This window comes from Pelagerythrobacter sp. (assembly GCF_041912895.1).
Classification (GTDB): domain Bacteria; phylum Pseudomonadota; class Alphaproteobacteria; order Sphingomonadales; family Sphingomonadaceae; genus Pelagerythrobacter.
In genome coordinates this window covers 51,431-68,423 of sequence record NZ_JAYSGI010000003.1, presented here as the reverse complement: position 1 = coordinate 68,423, position 16,993 = coordinate 51,431, and the positions used below count along the sequence as shown (strand labels likewise).

Genomic DNA, 16,993 nt, shown 5'->3' with positions numbered 1-16,993 from the left:
TCCGCGTTCCGGCGCAAGAGGGGCACGGCCCGCCGTTTGCCAGAACGCGGCGAGCCTGTATGAGCGGGGCGAGATCCATGGAAAGAGGACAGATCACCCATATGACCCGCAAGCTGCTTGTCACCGCCGCGCTGCTCGGCTCGGCTTCCATCGCCGCCACCGCCAGCGCGCGGCCGATGACGCCCGAAGACGTCGCGAAGATGGAAAGTCTGGGCGAACTGGTCGTCGCGCCGGACGGCAACCGCGTCGCCTTCACCACCGCGCGCCTGCCCGACGTGACCGCGGGCGAGGACGACGGCACGACGAAGCAGCAGCTCAAGCTCGCCTACGGGCCGGACAGCGCGCGGGCGTTTCTGCCCGAAGGCATGAACGTCTCGGGCGTGCAGTTCTCCCCCGATGGGCGCATGGTCAGCTTCCTCTACACCGCGGAAGACGAGCAGCGCGCGGTGTGGGGCATTCCGGTCGACGGCGGCGGGCATCGCAAGCTGGCCGAAGTGGCCGACGTGGACGTGCGCAGCTACGCCTGGTCGCCCGATGGCGGCACGCTCTACCTGCTGGCCGGCGCCGCGCCCGACGAAGCGCGGGACAAGCAAGCCGACGCGGGCTTCGACGCCGTGGTCTACGAGGAGGAATCGCGCCTCAACCGCCTGTTCTCCGCCCGCGTGGGCGAGACGGTGGACGCCGCGCCGCAGGCGGTCATCATCCCCGGCTACGTCAGCGGAATCCAGATCGCGCCGGGCGGCGCCACCGCGATCGTCGAAAGCGCGCCCTCACCGCGGGTGGACGACAGCTACACCTCCAAGCGGGTCCACGTGATCGACCTGGCGCGCGGGCGCGTGCTGCAGGTGGTCGAGACCCCGGGCAAGCTGGGCGATGTCGAGATTTCGCCCGACGGACGGCAGATTTCGCTGATCGCGGGCGTCGATGCCAACGATCCGGCCGAAACCACGCTGCACCTCGCCGATGTCGCGACCGGCGAATATCGCGCGCTCAACGCGGGCGCGCCCGAAGCGACGGTCGACGCCGAATTCCTGGCCGACGGGCGGCTCGCGGCGATCGTGGACGTGGGCGCGCAGAGCGTGCTGCGCATCTACGGCGCGGACGGCACGATGGAGCGCGAATACGATCCCGGCGCGCTGATCCTGTCCGATCTGGAGATCGGCGGCGAGACCATCGCGGTCGAGGCGCATTCGCCGCAGCATCCGCCCGAGCTCTACGTCGTGACCGACGGGCAGTTCACCCGCTGGACCCGGCACAATCCGTGGCTGGCCGATATCGACCTGGGCAACCAGCGCACCTTCACCTACACCGCGCGCGACGGGCAGGAGATCGAAGGCGTGCTGATCGAGCCGGTCGGCCGCGCCCCGCGCGGCGGCGCGCCGACGATCTTCGACGTCCATGGCGGGCCCGAGGCGCACGAGGCGAACGGCTGGCAGACCGGCTATTCCTCCCCCGGACAGGTTGCCGCGGGGCAGGGCTACGCCGTGTTCATCCCGAACTACCGCGGGTCGACCGCCTACGGCACGGCGTTCTCCAAGCAACATCAGGGCGACTACGCGGGCAAGGAGTTCGACGATCTGGTGGACGGCAAGCGCGCGCTGGTGGAAGCGGGCGTTGCCGATGCCGACCGCGTCGGTCTGACCGGCGGATCGTACGGCGGCTTCGCCACCGCCTGGGGATCGACCTACTACTCGCAGGAATTCGCCGCGGGCGTGATGTTCGTGGGCATTTCCAACAACATCAGCAAGTTCGGCACGACCGACATTCCCAACGAGATGTATCTCGCGCACGAATTGAAGTGGCCGTGGGAAGAATGGGACCACCTGCTCGAACGCAGCCCGATCTACCACGTCGACAAGGCCGAGACGCCGCTGCTCATCATGCACGGCGACAGCGATCCGCGCGTCTCGCCCACGCAGAGCTACGAGCTTTACCGCCACATCAAGGTGCGCAAGCCCGAAACGCCGGTGCGGCTGGTGCTCTATCCGGGCGAAGGCCACGGCAACGCCCGCGCCGCCTCGCGCTACGATTACAACGTGCGGATGATGCGCTGGTTCGACACCTACCTGAAGACCGGCGACCGCGACGCCCCCCTGCCCGGCCCGCGCCCGACGCTGGAGATCGACGCGCCGACCGAGGACTGATCCTGCTCCGGACACGGAAAAGGGGCCGCGGCAACCACCGCGGCCCCTTTTTTCATGCCTGCCCGATCAGAAGGTGTAGCCGATGCCCAGCCCGGCGAACCACTGATCCGCGTCGCCGCGCACGCTGGTGTAGGGAGTGCGCTTGGCATCGCCCAGCATACTCGAATAGCCGCCGATGCCGACCAGCGAGAGACCGCCGTTGGTGAGATCGCCATCCAGGTCGTAGGCGAGCAGCAGAGTGGCACCCACTTTGTTAAAGCCGCCATCGGCCTGATAGAGCGGCAGGGCGCCTTCGCCCGCAGTCGCGCTGGCGGCGGACTGCGCCGGGGTGACCGAGTAATAGTAATCGGCGTAGTCGTCGTCGCCGTATTCCGCGCTCACCGACAGGGCGGCGGCCATGCCGCGGCTGAGCGGCGTGAAATACGCGACGCCGGGGCTGATCGTCATGCCCTTGTGCGCGCCTGCCACATCCCATTTGACATCGGTCGTGAACGACAGGCTGTCGTAGGGATTGAGCACGCCGGGGAAGCTGACGCCCGCCGTCGGGCCGACTTCGACCGCCCGGTCCAGCTCGCCCGCAGCTTCGACCACGGCGTCCTCGATCTGGCTGGCGCGGTTGGAGCGCAGCCGTGCGGCCACGCCGAAATCGAAATCGACTTCCCCGTCCGCGCTCGGAATGAAATCGAGCGCCACGCCGCCCGCGCGCGGGCTGATGCCGACGGGGCCGATCTGCCCCATCACCAGCGGCGCGGGGAACAGGACGTAATCGTCCGACCCCTCGTAGCTCGGGCCGTAGCCCACGCCCGCGCCCACGCTGATCCAGTCCCCGTCGTACACGGTGGGGGCATCGGCTGGCGGCGGCGGCGGCGGCGCGTCCCGTTCCTCCTGCGCCATCGCGGGATATGCGACCAAGGCGGCGAACGCGCCGCCCGCGACCAGAAAAGCTCTTTTCATATGAATGGGATTCCCCGTTGAACCATCCTTCGCAACGATCGACGGTATACACCGTTCCGCATCGATTACGCCATACCCTGCCACTGGCGCACGGCCTCCAGCGGCCAGAACAGCATCAGCACGTTGAGCGTCAGGTTGTCGCGGATCGCCCAAGCGGTGAACGCCTCGAAGAACAGCGCGATGCCCACGCTCGCCCACCACGGGATGCGCGCGGCGACGAGGAAACCGACGATCATCCAGCCGATGTCGGCCAGCGAATTGACCATCGAATCGCCCGCATAGCCCCAGCTTATCGTGACTTCGCGATAGCGGTCGATCACCATGGGGGTGTTCTCGACGATCTCCCACGCGGCCTCCACCACCACTGCGATCGGCAGCGCCCAGCGCGCGGGGGCGCCGCCGAACAGGCGCCACTTGTCCCACAGCAGCCAGGCAAGGAAGACCATGATCAGCCCGTGGGTGAAGTGGCTCGGGCTGTACCAGTCGGTCAGATGCTGGCTGTTCTCGCTCGACTGCACCACGCCGTGCCACAGCTTGACCGTGCCGCATTCGCAGATCGGCGGGCGGTCCATCGCGTAGAGGATCGCGGCGCTGGCGAGAAACACAATCGCGGTCGCGGCGATGGCCTTGCGGTGCGGGAGGAGCGAGAGCTGCATGGCCGCCGTTGTGCCACAGCGCGCGTCACGCACAAGCCGATTGCCGCCACGCCCCGCGCGCGGTAATTCGCAGCCCATGCCCATCGTTCGCCCGCTGGCCGCCGCCGCGCTCGCTTGTCTCGCCCCCGCTCCGCTGCTGGCGCAGGACAATCCGCAGCACGCGCTGGCCGAGGTGCTGACGGCGGACGCCTATGTCGAGCGGACCTTTCATCAGGCGATGGAGGTCGGCTTCGAAGGCGCGCTGGCAGCCGATGCCTCGATGGCCGAGATCGAGGGCGCGTGCCCCGGCGTGATCGCGGCGATGCGCGCGGCAGTGGAGCCGGCGATGTGGCCCGCGCACCAGCGCGGCTACGCCGCCTATCGCACCGACCTCGCCGCGCTGTTCGAGCGCGAATTGAGCGACGATCACGCGCGCGGCGCGGCCGATTTCTTCGCTTCGCCGCTCGGCCAGCGATACCTGGTCGCATTGGCGGGCGCCGCGGTGGCCGACACCATGATCGCCGACCTGGCGGATAGCGGCGCGGGCCATATCTCCGCCGGAGCGCTGGCGGCGGACGACGCTGATTCGGTCGCCCGCGCGATCGCGGCGCTGGAGCCTGCCGACCGGGCGCAGATCTCCGCCACTCTCGAAGGCAGCGAATGGGCCGCCGAATTCAGGCGGCTGGAACCGCAGGTCGCCGAGCTACAACTGGCGATGGCCAACGCCGACTTTTCCGAGGAAGAGGAGCGCGCGATGGACGCCGCGATCGACGGCGTGCTGGAAACCCGCTTCGCCGATTGCTTCCCCGAGGAATAAGCACGCGGCGCGCGATTGCCGCCGCCCGTTTCAGGCTCTACCCCTCGATCATGGACACACACAGGGTCGAGATCGCGATCGTCGGCGGCGGGCTCGCCGGAGGGCTGATCGCGCTCGCGCTGCACCGGCGCGAACCCGCGATGCCGATCGCGCTGATCGAAGCGGGCGAGACGCTCGGCGGCAACCACCGCTGGAGCTGGTTCTCGAGCGATCTCGACGCCGGGGGCACGGCGCTGCTGGCCGGTTTCCGCACCAGCGGATGGGATGGCTACGAGGTGCGCTTCCCCGCGTATCGCCGCACGCTCGGCACGCGCTACAACTCGCTCGCATCGGCCGATTTCGACGCCGGGCTGCGGCGCGAACTGCCGGGGGAAGCGATCGTGGCGGGGCGTGTGGTCGAGGCGCTCGATGCGGGCGGCGTGACGCTGGCGGGCGGCGAGCGGATCGCGGCGCGCGCGGTGATCGACTGCCGCGGCTTTGCGCCGAGCGCGCACCTTTCGGGCGGATGGCAGGTCTTCATGGGCCGCCACCTGCGCACGCCCCACCCGCACGGGATCGCGCGGCCGATCATCATGGACGCGACCGTCGAGCAACTGGTCGGCTACCGTTTCGTCTATGTCCTGCCGCTGGGGGCGGACGAGCTGTTCGTCGAGGACACCTATTACCAGGATACGCCCGTGCTCGACCGCAACGCGCTGTCGGCGCGGATCGACCGCTATTGCACGCAAACGGGGCTCGAGGGGGACATCCTGGGCGGCGAGACCGGCGTGTTGCCGGTGGTGACCGGAGGCGACTTCGCGGCGTGGCAGCGCGAACTGGCGGTGCCCGGCGTGGCCCGCGCCGGCGGGCGCGGCGGGTTCCTCCACCCGCTCACCAGCTACACCCTGCCCTTCGCGGTGGAGACGGCGCTGACCGTCGCCGCCGAAGCCGAACTGCCCGGCGACCAGCTTGCCGCGCTGCTCGATGCGCGCGGGCGCAGGCTGTGGACACGCACGCGGTTCTTCCGGCGGCTGGGCGCGATGCTGTTCGGCGCGGCCGAACCCGCCGAGCGCTACCGCGTGTTCGAGCGGTTCTATCGCCTGCCCGAGCCGCTGATCGAGCGGTTCTACGCCGCGCGGCCGACGATGGCGGACAAGGCCCGCGTGCTCGTCGGCCGACCGCCGGTGCCGGTCGGCGCCGCGCTGGCTGCGCTTGCACGCGCGGGTGCGCCGTTGCAGGGTCCGCAGCGATGACCGAATCCGATTACCAGCCATCGTTCCTGCGCCCTGAAACCGTCGCGGCGAAGGAACCGATGGTGCCGACCGGGAGCAAGCGCGCCTGCGTGATCGGCGCGGGCTTCGGCGGGCTCGCGCTCGCCATCCGGTTGCAATCGGCAGGCATCGCGACGACGGTGATCGAGGGCCGCGACAAGCCCGGCGGGCGCGCCTATTTCTGGGAACGCGAGGGTTTTACCTTCGATGCCGGCCCGACCGTCATCACCGATCCCGCCTGCCTGCGCGAGCTGTGGGCGCTGTCGGGCGCCGACATGGCCGACGATGTCGAGCTGATGAAGGTTTCCCCGTTCTACCGCCTTAACTGGCCCGACGGGACGACGTTCGATTATTCCAACGACGAGGCGAGCCTCAACGCCGCGATCGCCCGGCTCAACCCGGCGGACGTCGCCGGATATCAGGAATTCCTGCGCTATTCGGAAGGGGTCTATCGCGAAGGCTACCTGCGGCTCGGCAGCGTGCCGTTCCTCGATTTCAAGGCGATGATCCGCGCCGCGCCGGCGTTGATGCAATACCGCACCTGGCGGTCGGTCTATTCGATGGTCTCGCACTACATCGAGGACGAGCGGCTGCGCGAGGCGCTGAGTTTCCACACGCTGCTCGTCGGCGGCAACCCGATGACCACGAGCGCGATCTACGCGCTGATCCACAAGCTGGAAAAGGACGGCGGCGTGTGGTGGGCGCGCGGCGGCACCAACCGGCTGATCGCGGCGGTGGTGCGCCATTTCGAGCGGCTGGGCGGCACGCTGCGGCTCGGCGACGCGGCGGTGCAGGTGCATACCGTGGGCAACCGCGCGAGCGAGGTCGAAACCGCGAGCGGCTGGCGCGAGAGCTTCGACGCGGTGGCGAGCAACGCCGACATCATGCATTCCTACCGCGATCTGCTTGCCGGGACCAAGCGCGGCGCAGGCTACGCCAAATCGCTCGGCCGCAAGCGTTTTTCGCCCAGCCTGTTCGTGGTCCACTTCGGGCTCGAAGGGACCTGGCCGGGTATTCCGCACCACATGATCCTGTTCGGTCCGCGCTACCAGGGGCTGCTCGAAGACATCTACGAGAACGGCGTGTTGCCCGCCGATTTCTCGATCTATCTCCACCATCCGACGGTGACCGATCCGGGCATGGCGCCGCCGGGGCAATCGACGTTCTATGCGCTGGTGCCCGTGGCGCACATGGGCAAGCTGGCGGTCGACTGGGAGCAGCTCGGCCCCGTGCTCGAAAAACGCATTCTCGACGAAGTGGGACGGCGGCTGATCCCCGACATCCACGACCGCATCGTCACCAAGTTCCACTATGCCCCGCGCGATTTCGCGCACGACCTCAACGCCCACCTCGGCAGCGCCTTCAGCCTCGAGCCGATCCTGACCCAGAGCGCCTGGTTCCGCGGCCACAACCGCGACGACGCGATCGCCAACTTCTACCTCGTCGGCGCGGGCACCCATCCCGGTGCGGGCATCCCCGGCGTGGTGGGCAGCGCGAAGGCGACCGCCGGGCTGATGATCGGGGATCTGGCATCGTAATCGCCGATTGCCGAACCTGGCGGTTGGCGCCAAAGGAGCGCGCATGAAACGCCTTGCCGTCTATTGCGGGTCCGCCTCGCCTGCCGATCCGCGTTACATCGAACTTGCGCGCGAGGTCGGGCGCACCTTGGCGGAGCGTGGGATCGGCGTCGTCTACGGCGGCGGCAGGCTCGGGCTGATGGGCGCGGTTGCGAGCGGCGCGCTCGACGTGGGCGGCGAGGTGATCGGAGTTATTCCCGAAGCGCTCGCGGGCAGCGAGGTTGCCAACACCGACTGCACCGAGCTGTTCACCGTATTGGGCATGCACGAACGCAAGCAGCGCTTCACCGACCTCAGCGACGGCTTCGTCACCATCCCCGGCGGCGTGGGCACGATGGACGAGCTGTGGGAAGCGGTCAGCTGGGCGCAGCTCGGCTATCACACCAACCCGGTCGGGCTGCTCAACGCCTTCGGCTTCTACGACCATCTGATCGCGTTCAACCGCCATATGGCCGACGTCGGCTTCGTCCGCCCGGCGCATCAGGGCATCATCGTCGCCGCCGATACCCTGCCCGATCTGCTCGAGCGGATGGCGGCCTACCGCCCGCACCGCCCGATCTTCCAGATGCAGGCGAGCGAACTGTGAGGCCGCGCTGATGGCACGGGCACGCCGCATCGGGCCGCGAATGCTCGCCCCTTCGCGGATCCTGCGCGCCACCCCCGCGCAGGCGGGCGGCGGGCGCGACCGCTGGTCGCTGGTGGAAGAGGCGCGCGAGTCGATCGCCGCCGGATCGAAAAGCTTCGCCGCCGCCAGCGCGCTGTTCGATCCCGACACGCGCGAGCGGGTGTGGCTGCTCTATGCCTGGTGCCGCCGGTGCGACGATCTCGCCGACGGGCAGGACCACGGCCGCCCGATCGAGGACCATGCGCCCGCCGACGAGCTCGACGCGGCCCGCCGCCTGCGCGCGATCCGCCTGCTGACCGAGCGCGCGTTCGAAGGCCTGCCCACCGCCGATCCCGCATTCGACGCCTTCGGCCTCGTCGCGCGCGAATGCGGGCTGACGCGCGAGATGGCCGAAGACGTCATCATGGGCTTCGAGCTCGACGCCGCAGGCTGGCGCCCGCGCACCGAGGCCGATCTGGCGCGCTACTGCTATCACGTCGCGGGCGCGGTGGGCGTGATGATGGCGGTGGTGATGGGCGTGCCGAAGGACGACGAGGCAACGCTCGACCGCGCCTGCGACCTCGGCATCGCGTTTCAGCTCGCCAACATCGCGCGCGACATCGCCGAGGACGACGCGGCGGACCGCTGCTACCTGCCGGTCGAGTGGCTGGTGGAGCAGGATATCGAGCCCGGCCAGCTCATGAAGCCGCACCATCGCCCCGAACTGGCGGAGATGGCCGCGCAGCTCGTCACTTTGATGGAGCGGCACGAGGCCGCGGCGAAGCCGGGCACGCGGCACCTGCCGCTGCGCAGCCGCTGGGCGGTGCTCGCCGCCGCGCGCATCTACGGCGAGATCGGGCGCGAGGTGCGCGCCCGGGGCACCGCCGCGTGGGACCGGCGCGTGGTGATCGGGCGGCGCGAGAAGCTGGGCCATGTGATCGTCGCGCTGTTCGAGGCGCTGCGCAACCGCCCGCCCGTTCCCGAAACGATGCCCGTATGGAACCGCGGGGACATCCTGATCGACGTGCGCATGGCGGGCCCGATCGCCGAACCGCCGATGGACCCCCTGCCGGACGAGTAATGGCCGACGAGTAACAGTCGACGAGCCACGCCCGGCTCGCATTGCCGCGAGATTTGGGTTAGCGCCGAGCGCATGATCACCAAGCTCCTGATCGCCAATCGCGGCGAGATCGCCTGCCGCATCATCCGCACCGCGCGCGAGATGGGCATCGCCACCGTCGCGGTCCATTCCGATGCCGACGCCCGCGCGCTGCACGTGCGCCAGGCGGACGAAGCGGTCCACATCGGCCCCTCGCCCGCCGCCGAAAGCTATCTGATCGGCGAACGGATCATCGCCGCGGCGCAGGAAACCGGGGCCGAGGCGATCCATCCGGGCTACGGTTTCCTGTCCGAGAACGCCGGGTTCGCCCGCGCGGTGATCGATGCCGGGCTGATCTGGGTCGGCCCCAAGCCCGACAGCATCGAGGCGATGGGGCTGAAGGATGCGGCCAAGAAGCTGATGCAAGCCGCCGGCGTGCCGGTGACGCCGGGCTATACGCCCGAGTCCGGGGGCGAAGCCCAATCGGCCGAGCGCCTGAAGCAGGAGGCCGATGCGATCGGCTACCCCGTGCTCATCAAGGCGGTCGCGGGCGGCGGCGGCAAGGGGATGCGCAAGGTCGATGCCGCGGCCGATTTCGCCGCCGCGCTGGAAAGCTGCCGGCGCGAAGCCAAGGCCAGCTTCTCCAACGACGAGGTGCTGCTGGAAAAGTGGATCACCTCGCCCCGCCACATCGAGGTGCAGGTGTTCGGCGACAGCCACGGCACCGTGGTCCATCTGTTCGAACGCGACTGCTCATTGCAGCGCCGCCATCAGAAGGTGATCGAGGAAGCCCCCGCCCCCGGCATGGACGAGGAAACCCGCAGTGCTATCTGCGCCGCCGCCGTGCGCGCCGCCCAGGCCGTGAATTACGAAGGTGCGGGCACGATCGAGTTCATCGCCGACGCGAGCGAAGGGCTGCGCGCCGACCGCATCTTCTTCATGGAGATGAACACGCGCCTGCAGGTCGAACATCCGGTGACCGAGGAGATCACCGGCGTCGATCTGGTCGAATGGCAGCTGCGCGTGGCGAGCGGCGAGCCGATTCCGCTGGCGCAGGACGACCTCAGGATCGATGGCTGGGCGATGGAAGCGCGGCTCTATGCCGAAGACCCGGCGAAGGGTTTCCTGCCGAGCACCGGCACGCTCGACCATCTCGCGTTCGTCGATGCGGGCCGCACCGAGACGGGGGTCGAACAGGGCGATGCGATCTCGCCGTTCTACGATCCGATGGTCGCCAAGCTGGTCGCCTGGGGCGAAACGCGCGGCGAGGCGATCGAGCTGCTCGATGCGATGGTGTCGGGCGTCGAGATCTGGCCGGTGCGCACCAACGCCGGGTTCCTCGGCCGCGCGCTGCGCGATCCCGATTTCGTGATGGAGAAGCTCGATACGGGTTTCATCCCCGACCGGATCGACAGCCTCGTTCCGGGCGACGAGGCGGATGAGGAACTGTGGCGCTCCGCCGCCGCGTTCCGCCTCCATACCGAAGCCGATGCGGACGACCCGCTGGCCGGTTTCCGCCTCAACGCCGCCCCGCGCACCGCGCTCGCCCTGACGCACCGCGGCGAAACGCACGTGGTCGAACCCGAAGCGGGCCTGACCGACGCGACCGGGATCGCGGAAGGCGAGCGGCTGGTGCTGTTCGAGGACGGCACGGCCTACGAATTCGCCACCGCCGTGCGCGGCACCGGCGCGACCGCCGCGGGCGACGGCGCGATCGTCGCCCCGATGCCGGGCAAGGTCATCGCGGTCGACGTGGCCGAAGGCGACAGCGTCACCGCCGGCCAGCGCCTGATGGTGCTGGAAGCGATGAAGATGGAACACGCCCTCACCGCCCCGTTCGACGGCACCGTGACCGAGCTTACCGCCAGCGAAGGCGGTCAGGTGCAGGTCGATGCCGTGCTGGCAGTGGTGGAACCGGCAGAAGCCGGCTGATCCGGATGCAGCGGCGCGGAATATCTGTATCGGCATCGGGAAAATGGTGCCGCTTACGTGACTCGAACACGTGACCCCATCATTACGAATGATGTGCTCTACCAACTGAGCTAAAGCGGCACTGATCGCGGCCCTTATCGGCGCTGCGGGCGCGCCGCAATGCCTTGGTTCGCGAAGAGTGGAGGCCCGAGCCGGAATCGAACCGGCGTGCAAGGATTTGCAGTCCTCTGCGTAACCACTCCGCCATCGGGCCTCGCCCTCCCGCATCGCGTGGATGCGGACGGAAGCGGCCCCCTAGCCGCTCGGCCGCGGCAAGGCAATCGGGTAGATGCTCGCCGCCTTACGTTACGTCAGTCTGGACCGCGCTTGACGAACGCGTAAAGCTGCTCCGCATGAGCATCGCCAGCCTGATCGATCCCGTCGCCGCCGCGGGCGGCCCCGCCAACCTCTCCCACGCCGAGCACTGGATGCAGGGGCGCACGCTCTATGGCGGGGCGTCCGCGCTGGTCGCCTACACCGCCGCGATCCGCGCCTTTCCCGACCTGCCCCCGCTGCGCGCCGCGCAGGTCGGCTTCGTCGCGCCGGTCGGCGGGGAAATCGAGCTCAGGCGCGAGATCGTGCGGCAGGGGCGCAACGTGGCGCAGGTGCGCAGCGAAATCTGGGCCGACGGCGCCTGCGCCCTCACCGCGCTGTGGCTGTTCGGCACCGCGCGCGAGGCCAACGCGGTCCACCCCGCCGATCCGCCCGAGGACTGGCCCGGCGGCCCGGAGGATGCGGAGCCGGTGATGGTCGACAAGGGCCCCGCGTTCATCCGCCACAACTTCGAACTGCGCCGCGCGCAGAACGAGCGTGGGCCCGGCGCGCCGGTCGTGCGCCGCTGGGCGCGCCTGACCGAACGCGGGGTGCTCGATCCCGTCTCCGAGCTGATCCTGATGGGCGACGTGCTGCCGCCCGGCGCGATGCGCGCGATGCAGCGGCAGGGTCCGGTCAGCTCGATCAACTGGTCGTTCAACCTGCTCGATACCGAGCCGGCGACCCGCGACGGCTGGTGGCTGTCCGAAAACGCCAGCCAGCACGCCGACGCGGGCTATTCCTCCGAGCGACTGCGCCTGTGGAACGCCGAGGGCAAGCGTGTGCTGGACGGAATGCAGGCGGCGGCGATCTTCGGCTGAACACAGGATTTGTCACGCGGAGACGCTGAGACGCGGAGGAGGTTGCGCTGGAACCTCGGCCGCTCTTCCCCGCGAATGCGGACGTCCCAATGCTGCCGTTGGAATATGGAATGCCGCTTTCGCGGGAATGATGTGATCAATGCACTTGGAAAAACACCCCCCGCGCCTCCGCGCCTCCGCGTGATCCAAACCTCCAGCTAGACGTCGGCGAACTTCGCCCGGCGCTTTTCCATTCCCGCCATCACCGCCTCGATCTGGTTGGCCGTGCGCATGACCTTGTGCTGCTCGATGCTTTCCTCGACCAGAATCTCGTCGGTCGTGCGGTCGATCATCGCGGCGGCGAGGCGCTTGGCCCCGCGGATCGCGTGCGGGCTGCGGTCGGCGATCTCGCCCGCGATCGCGGTGGCGCGGGCGAGCGGGTCGGCATCAACATGGGTGGCAAGGCCGTATTCCTTCGCCTCCTCGCCGGTGAATTCGCGGTTGGTGTAGACCAGCTCGCGCAGCACGTCGTCGCGCACCAGCCCGCGCCACAGCGCATAGCCGCCCATATCGGGGACGAGGCCCCACTTCATCTCCATGATCGCCAGCCGCGTATCGGGCGCGATCACGCGGATGTCGGCCCCGCTGGCGATCTGCAATCCACCGCCGAAGCATATGCCGTGGACCGCGGCGATCACCGGCACCGGCAGCTTGCGCCACTGCACCGCGACCTGCTGAAACAGGTTGGCGTTGCCATGCGTGCGGTCGGTGAGTTGCGGCGCGTCGGGATCGGGCGGCTTGGCGAAATTCGACAGATCGAGCCCGGCGCAGAACGCCCGCCCGTCGCCGGAAAGCACGACGACGCGCAGCCCCTTCATCTCGTGCAGCGCCTGCCCCGCCTCGACCAGCCGCGCGAACATCTCGGGGTCGAGCGCGTTCATCTTGTCGGGCCGCGTCAGGCGAACCTGCGCGACGCCGTCGCTACCCAGATCGATCGACACCCTGTCGTTCGGGCGAAACTGCATCGCTACCACCTGTCATGTTGCGAGACGCGGCATCGTCGCCCAGCGCGGCGGCGCTGTCCAGCGCTTCGTGCGGCTGGAGGAGGTATCCACGATCGGGCACCGTCGCGATCAGCCCGCGCAAGCCCGCCGCGCGCAGCTTGGCGCGGATGCGGCACACCGCCACCGCCACCCGATTGGTTTCGGGATCGAACTCGAGCCGCCAGACCTCGCGCAGCAGGCGGGCTTGCGGGACGGGATCGGGCGCGTGCTCGGCGAGCCACCAGAACACCTCGAACTCGCGCGGGTGCAGGCCCAGCCAGCGGCCGGCGGCCTGCCCGTCGCGGTGGAACAGGTCGAGCCGTACAGGCCCGGCCTGCATCCAGCGCGGCAGCAGCGGCGGATCGGCGGCGCCTTCGCGCCACATCACCCTGCACCCGACTTCATGCGACCCCCGACCCGGTTGAGCGCGCAGGCTAGGGAACCGGGGGGCTCGCGGTCAACGCGGCTCGCCTCCGATATGGAGCAATTGCGCGGTCAGCCCGTCCCGGCGGCGGCGTTGATACCGAGCGAGGCGAAGTAGCGCTTCACGTTGCGCGCGGCCTGACGCAGCCGCTGCTCGTTCTCGACCATCGCGATGCGCACGTAGCCCTCACCCTCCTCGCCGTAGCCGACGCCCGGCGCGACCGCGACGTCGGCATGGGTGAGGAGCTGCTTGGAGAATTCTAGGCTGCCCATTTCCTTCAGCGCGGGCGGCAGCGGGGCCCAGGCGAACATGCTGGCGGGCGGCGGCGGAATGTCCCACCCCGCCCGGCCGAACGCCTCGACCATGACGTCGCGCCGCTTGTGGTAGAGCTGGCGGTTGCTCTCGACGATATCCTGCGGGCCGTTGAGCGCGGCGCAGGCGGCGGCCTGGATCGGGGTGAAGGCCCCGTAATCGAGGTAACTCTTCACCCGGCTCATCGCCGCGATCAGCTCGGCATTGCCGACCGCGAAGCCCATCCGCCAGCCGGCCATCGAATAGGTCTTGGACATCGAGGTGAATTCCACCGCCACGTCCTTCGCACCTTTCACTTGCATGATCGAAGGCGTCGGGTTGCCGTCGAAATAGAGTTCCGAATAGGCGAGATCGGAGAGGATCCAGACCCGGTTTTCCTTCGCCCAGGCAACCAGCCCCTCGTAGAACGCGAGGTCGACCACTTCGGCGGTCGGGTTGGAGGGGTAGTTCACCACCAGCACGCTCGGGCGCGGCACGGTGAAGTGCATCGCTTTCTCGAGGCTGCGGAAATAGTTTTCGTCCGGCGTCGTCGGCACGCTGCGGATCGTCGCGCCCGCGATGATGAAGCCGAAGGTGTGGATCGGGTAGCTCGGGTTGGGCGCGAGCACCACGTCGCCCGGCGCGGTGATCGCGGTGGCGAGGCTGGCGAGACCTTCCTTGCTGCCCATCGTCACCACCACTTCGGTCTCGGGATCGAGATCGACCCCGAAGCGGCGGCCATAATAGTTCGCCTGCGCGCGGCGCAGCCCGGGAATGCCCTTCGACTGCGAATAGCCGTGCGCGGATGGCTTGGCGGCGACCTCGCACAGCTTGTCGATCACGTGCTGCGGCGGCGGCTGGTCGGGGTTGCCCATGCCGAGGTCGATGATATCCCGCCCCGCGCGCCGCGCCGCGTGCCGCATTCCGTTGACCTCGGCGATCACGTAGGGCGGCAGGCGCTTCATGCGGTAGAAGTCGGTATCCATGAACCTCGTCTCGATCCGGAACGCGCGAACGGCTCGCGCATACCGATTCCTAACGGAATAGCGGTCGCGATCAAATGCGCATTTGGCTATTGCTCGACCAACCGCGACTACGAGGAGCGCACCCTATGGCCGACCGGCAGGATCCTTTCGCCACTTTTTTCGACATGCAGGCGGAGGCGATGCGCGAGATGTTCGGCCGGTTCGCCCCGGCGACCGACGACAACGATAGCGACACGGGCGGAACACTGCCACAGGCCGACATGGCGCAATGGACCGAGACCGCCGAGCAGTTGCGCACGATGTGGCTCGATTTCGCGAACGAGCGGCTCGCAAGCGGCGCGGACATCGCCAATCCGCTCGATCCGCAGCAATGGATGCTGATGACGCAAGGCTGGGCGCGCGCCACGCCGTTCGATCCCGCGCAGGCGCAGACGATGATGCAGGAAGGGATCGAGCTGTGGCAAGGCGTGCTCGGCACGATGCTGGGCGGCGGGAACGACGAGAGCGATGCGGCCGGGTTGCCCCGGCAGGACCGCCGCTTCTCCGACCCGGCGTGGCGCGCGCACCCGGCCTACGTGCTGCTCCACCAGACCTACCTCATGCTCGCCGACTGGTTCACCCGCGCGGCGCAGGATGTGAAAGGGGTGCCGGAAGACAAGAAGGCGCAACTCAGGTTCGCCACGCAATCGCTGCTCGAGGCGATGAGCCCGGACAATTTCCTCGCCACCAATCCGGTGGTGCTGAAGCGCACGATCGAGACCGGCGGCCAGAACCTCGTCAGGGGAATGCAGTTCCTGATCGCGGACCTGAAGCGCGGGCAGCTCACCCATACCGACGCCGACGCGTTCACGCTGGGCGAGAACCTCGCCGCCACGCCGGGCAAGGTCGTGCACGAGACGCCGCTCTACCAGCTCATCCAGTATGCGCCCTCGACCGACGAGGTCCACGCGGTCCCGCTGATCATTTTCCCGCCGTGGATCAACCGCTTCTACATCCTCGACCTGACGCCGAAGAAGAGCTTCATCAAGTGGGCGGTCGATCAGGGACTGACGGTCTTCGTGGTCAGCTGGAAATCGGCCGACGCCTCGATGGCGGACGTGGTGTGGGACGATTACATCCGCGCGCAGATCGACGCGATCGATCACGTTCGCGAGCGGCTCGACGTGCCCGCGGTGCACACGATCGGCTATTGCGTCGCGGGCACCACGCTCGCCGCGACGCTGGCGATCCTCGCTCGCCGAAACGAGGCGGACAAGGTGGCGAGCGCGACCTTCTTCACCGCGCAGGTCGATTTCGAGAAGGCGGGCGAACTGCTCAATTTCGTCGACGACCAGCAGTTGGAGACGATCGCCAAGCTCTCGCCCGAAGGCTACCTCGACGGGCGCTATCTCGCCGCGACGTTCAACGCGCTGCGCGGCAAGGACCTGATCTGGAACTACGTGGTCAACAACTACCTGCTGGGCGAGGACTACCCGGCGTTCGATCTGCTCCACTGGAACGGCGACGTCACCAATCTGCCCGGCCAGTGGCACGCCGCCTACCTGCGCGACCTCTACCGCGACAACAAGCTGGTCGAAGCCGACGCGATGGAGGCGGACGGCACGAAGATCGACCTTACGAGGATAAAGACCCCCGCCTATATCCAGGCCGGGCGCGAGGACCATATCGCCCCTGCCGAAAGCGTCTGGCGCGCGACGCAGCACTTCGCGGGCGACACCACCTTCCTCCTCGCCGGCTCGGGCCACATAGCCGGCGTCGTCAATCCGCCCGCCGCGAACAAGTATCAGTACTGGACCGGCGACAGCGGAGCGGATTCGCTCGAAGCCTTCGTCGCGGGGGCGACCGAGTGTCCCGGCAGCTGGTGGCCCCACTGGCTCGACTGGCTGGAAGCACGCGACGACGCCAAAGTCGCCGCCAAGGGCAAGCGCAAGCCGGGCGGCAAGGGCGACAAGGTGATCGAGGATGCGCCGGGCCGATACGTGAAGACGCGATAGGCCTTCCGCCCAGCAACAGCCTCAGTGTTCCTTATTGTGCGCTGCACAAAAATCGCTTGACTTCGCGCTTGCGATAGCTATTTTGTGCACTG

General features: G+C 68.5%; 14 protein-coding genes and 2 tRNA genes. 9 read left to right on the top strand and 7 right to left on the bottom strand.

Annotation, left to right across the window (positions count from 1 at the left end; translation table 11 throughout):
- Positions 1-77: 77 nt before the first annotated feature.
- Positions 78-2,144, top strand: a complete 2,067-nt coding sequence (locus ACE3QC_RS11005) for a S9 family peptidase (RefSeq protein WP_374408173.1) — start codon at positions 78-80, stop codon at positions 2,142-2,144.
- Positions 2,145-2,210: 66 nt separating this feature from the next.
- Here ACE3QC_RS11005 and ACE3QC_RS11000 read toward each other — a convergent pair whose 3' ends face one another.
- Positions 2,211-3,098 (bottom strand): MipA/OmpV family protein, encoded by an 888-nt coding sequence (locus tag ACE3QC_RS11000; protein ID WP_374408171.1) that lies wholly within the window; start codon positions 3,096-3,098, stop codon positions 2,211-2,213.
- A 65-nt stretch (positions 3,099-3,163) separates the two neighbouring features.
- On the bottom strand, positions 3,164-3,754 hold the full coding sequence (locus tag ACE3QC_RS10995; RefSeq protein WP_374408169.1) for a DUF2585 family protein: 591 nt from the start codon (positions 3,752-3,754) through the stop codon (positions 3,164-3,166).
- Between the two features lie 76 nt (positions 3,755-3,830).
- On the opposite strand from ACE3QC_RS10995, the gene ACE3QC_RS10990 reads away from it, so the two are divergent.
- The 6 genes from ACE3QC_RS10990 to ACE3QC_RS10965 all read left to right on the top strand — a co-directional run bounded on the left by ACE3QC_RS10990 (position 3,831) and on the right by ACE3QC_RS10965 (position 11,012).
- Positions 3,831-4,550 (top strand): hypothetical protein, encoded by a 720-nt coding sequence (locus tag ACE3QC_RS10990; protein ID WP_374408167.1) that lies wholly within the window; start codon positions 3,831-3,833, stop codon positions 4,548-4,550.
- A 50-nt stretch (positions 4,551-4,600) separates the two neighbouring features.
- A complete protein-coding gene (gene crtY / locus ACE3QC_RS10985; RefSeq protein ID WP_374408165.1) occupies positions 4,601-5,782 on the top strand; it encodes a lycopene beta-cyclase CrtY in 1,182 nt (393 codons plus the stop codon).
- 59 nt (positions 5,783-5,841) lie between these two features.
- The gene (locus ACE3QC_RS10980; protein WP_374408537.1) at positions 5,842-7,338 is read left to right on the top strand and encodes a phytoene desaturase; all 1,497 of its coding nucleotides are present in this window, start codon (positions 5,842-5,844) and stop codon (positions 7,336-7,338) included.
- Positions 7,339-7,381: 43 nt separating this feature from the next.
- Positions 7,382-7,963, top strand: coding sequence for a TIGR00730 family Rossman fold protein (locus tag ACE3QC_RS10975; protein ID WP_374408163.1), 582 nt, complete (start codon positions 7,382-7,384; stop codon positions 7,961-7,963).
- Positions 7,964-8,003: 40 nt separating this feature from the next.
- Complete coding sequence (locus tag ACE3QC_RS10970; RefSeq protein ID WP_374408161.1) at positions 8,004-9,062, top strand: phytoene/squalene synthase family protein; 1,059 nt, start codon at positions 8,004-8,006, stop codon at positions 9,060-9,062.
- Positions 9,063-9,134: 72 nt separating this feature from the next.
- The gene (locus ACE3QC_RS10965; protein WP_374408159.1) at positions 9,135-11,012 is read left to right on the top strand and encodes a biotin carboxylase N-terminal domain-containing protein; all 1,878 of its coding nucleotides are present in this window, start codon (positions 9,135-9,137) and stop codon (positions 11,010-11,012) included.
- Between the two features lie 44 nt (positions 11,013-11,056).
- On the opposite strand, the gene ACE3QC_RS10960 is transcribed toward ACE3QC_RS10965, so the two are convergent.
- Together ACE3QC_RS10960 and ACE3QC_RS10955 are read right to left on the bottom strand one after the other, a co-directional pair.
- Positions 11,057-11,132: transfer RNA gene (locus ACE3QC_RS10960), tRNA-Thr, on the bottom strand.
- Positions 11,133-11,191: 59 nt separating this feature from the next.
- Positions 11,192-11,265, bottom strand: a tRNA-Cys gene (locus ACE3QC_RS10955).
- 139 nt (positions 11,266-11,404) lie between these two features.
- Here ACE3QC_RS10955 and ACE3QC_RS10950 point away from each other — a divergent pair.
- Positions 11,405-12,184, top strand: coding sequence for a thioesterase family protein (locus tag ACE3QC_RS10950; RefSeq protein WP_374408157.1), 780 nt, complete (start codon positions 11,405-11,407; stop codon positions 12,182-12,184).
- Positions 12,185-12,381: 197 nt separating this feature from the next.
- Here ACE3QC_RS10950 and ACE3QC_RS10945 read toward each other — a convergent pair whose 3' ends face one another.
- From ACE3QC_RS10945 to ACE3QC_RS10935, 3 genes are all read right to left on the bottom strand, one after another.
- Complete coding sequence (locus ACE3QC_RS10945) at positions 12,382-13,188, bottom strand: crotonase/enoyl-CoA hydratase family protein (protein ID WP_374408156.1); 807 nt, start codon at positions 13,186-13,188, stop codon at positions 12,382-12,384.
- Positions 13,145-13,591 carry a winged helix-turn-helix domain-containing protein gene (locus tag ACE3QC_RS10940; protein ID WP_374408154.1) on the bottom strand — a complete coding sequence of 149 codons (447 nt, stop codon included), beginning with the start codon at positions 13,589-13,591 and terminating at the stop codon, positions 13,145-13,147. Before ACE3QC_RS10940 ends, ACE3QC_RS10945 begins: the two co-directional genes overlap by 44 nt.
- A 110-nt stretch (positions 13,592-13,701) precedes the next feature.
- Positions 13,702-14,907, bottom strand: coding sequence for an LL-diaminopimelate aminotransferase (locus ACE3QC_RS10935; protein ID WP_374408152.1), 1,206 nt, complete (start codon positions 14,905-14,907; stop codon positions 13,702-13,704).
- A gap of 125 nt (positions 14,908-15,032) precedes the next feature.
- On the opposite strand from ACE3QC_RS10935, the gene ACE3QC_RS10930 reads away from it, so the two are divergent.
- Positions 15,033-16,901, top strand: coding sequence for a PHA/PHB synthase family protein (locus ACE3QC_RS10930; RefSeq protein WP_374408150.1), 1,869 nt, complete (start codon positions 15,033-15,035; stop codon positions 16,899-16,901).
- Positions 16,902-16,993: the final 92 nt, after the last annotated feature.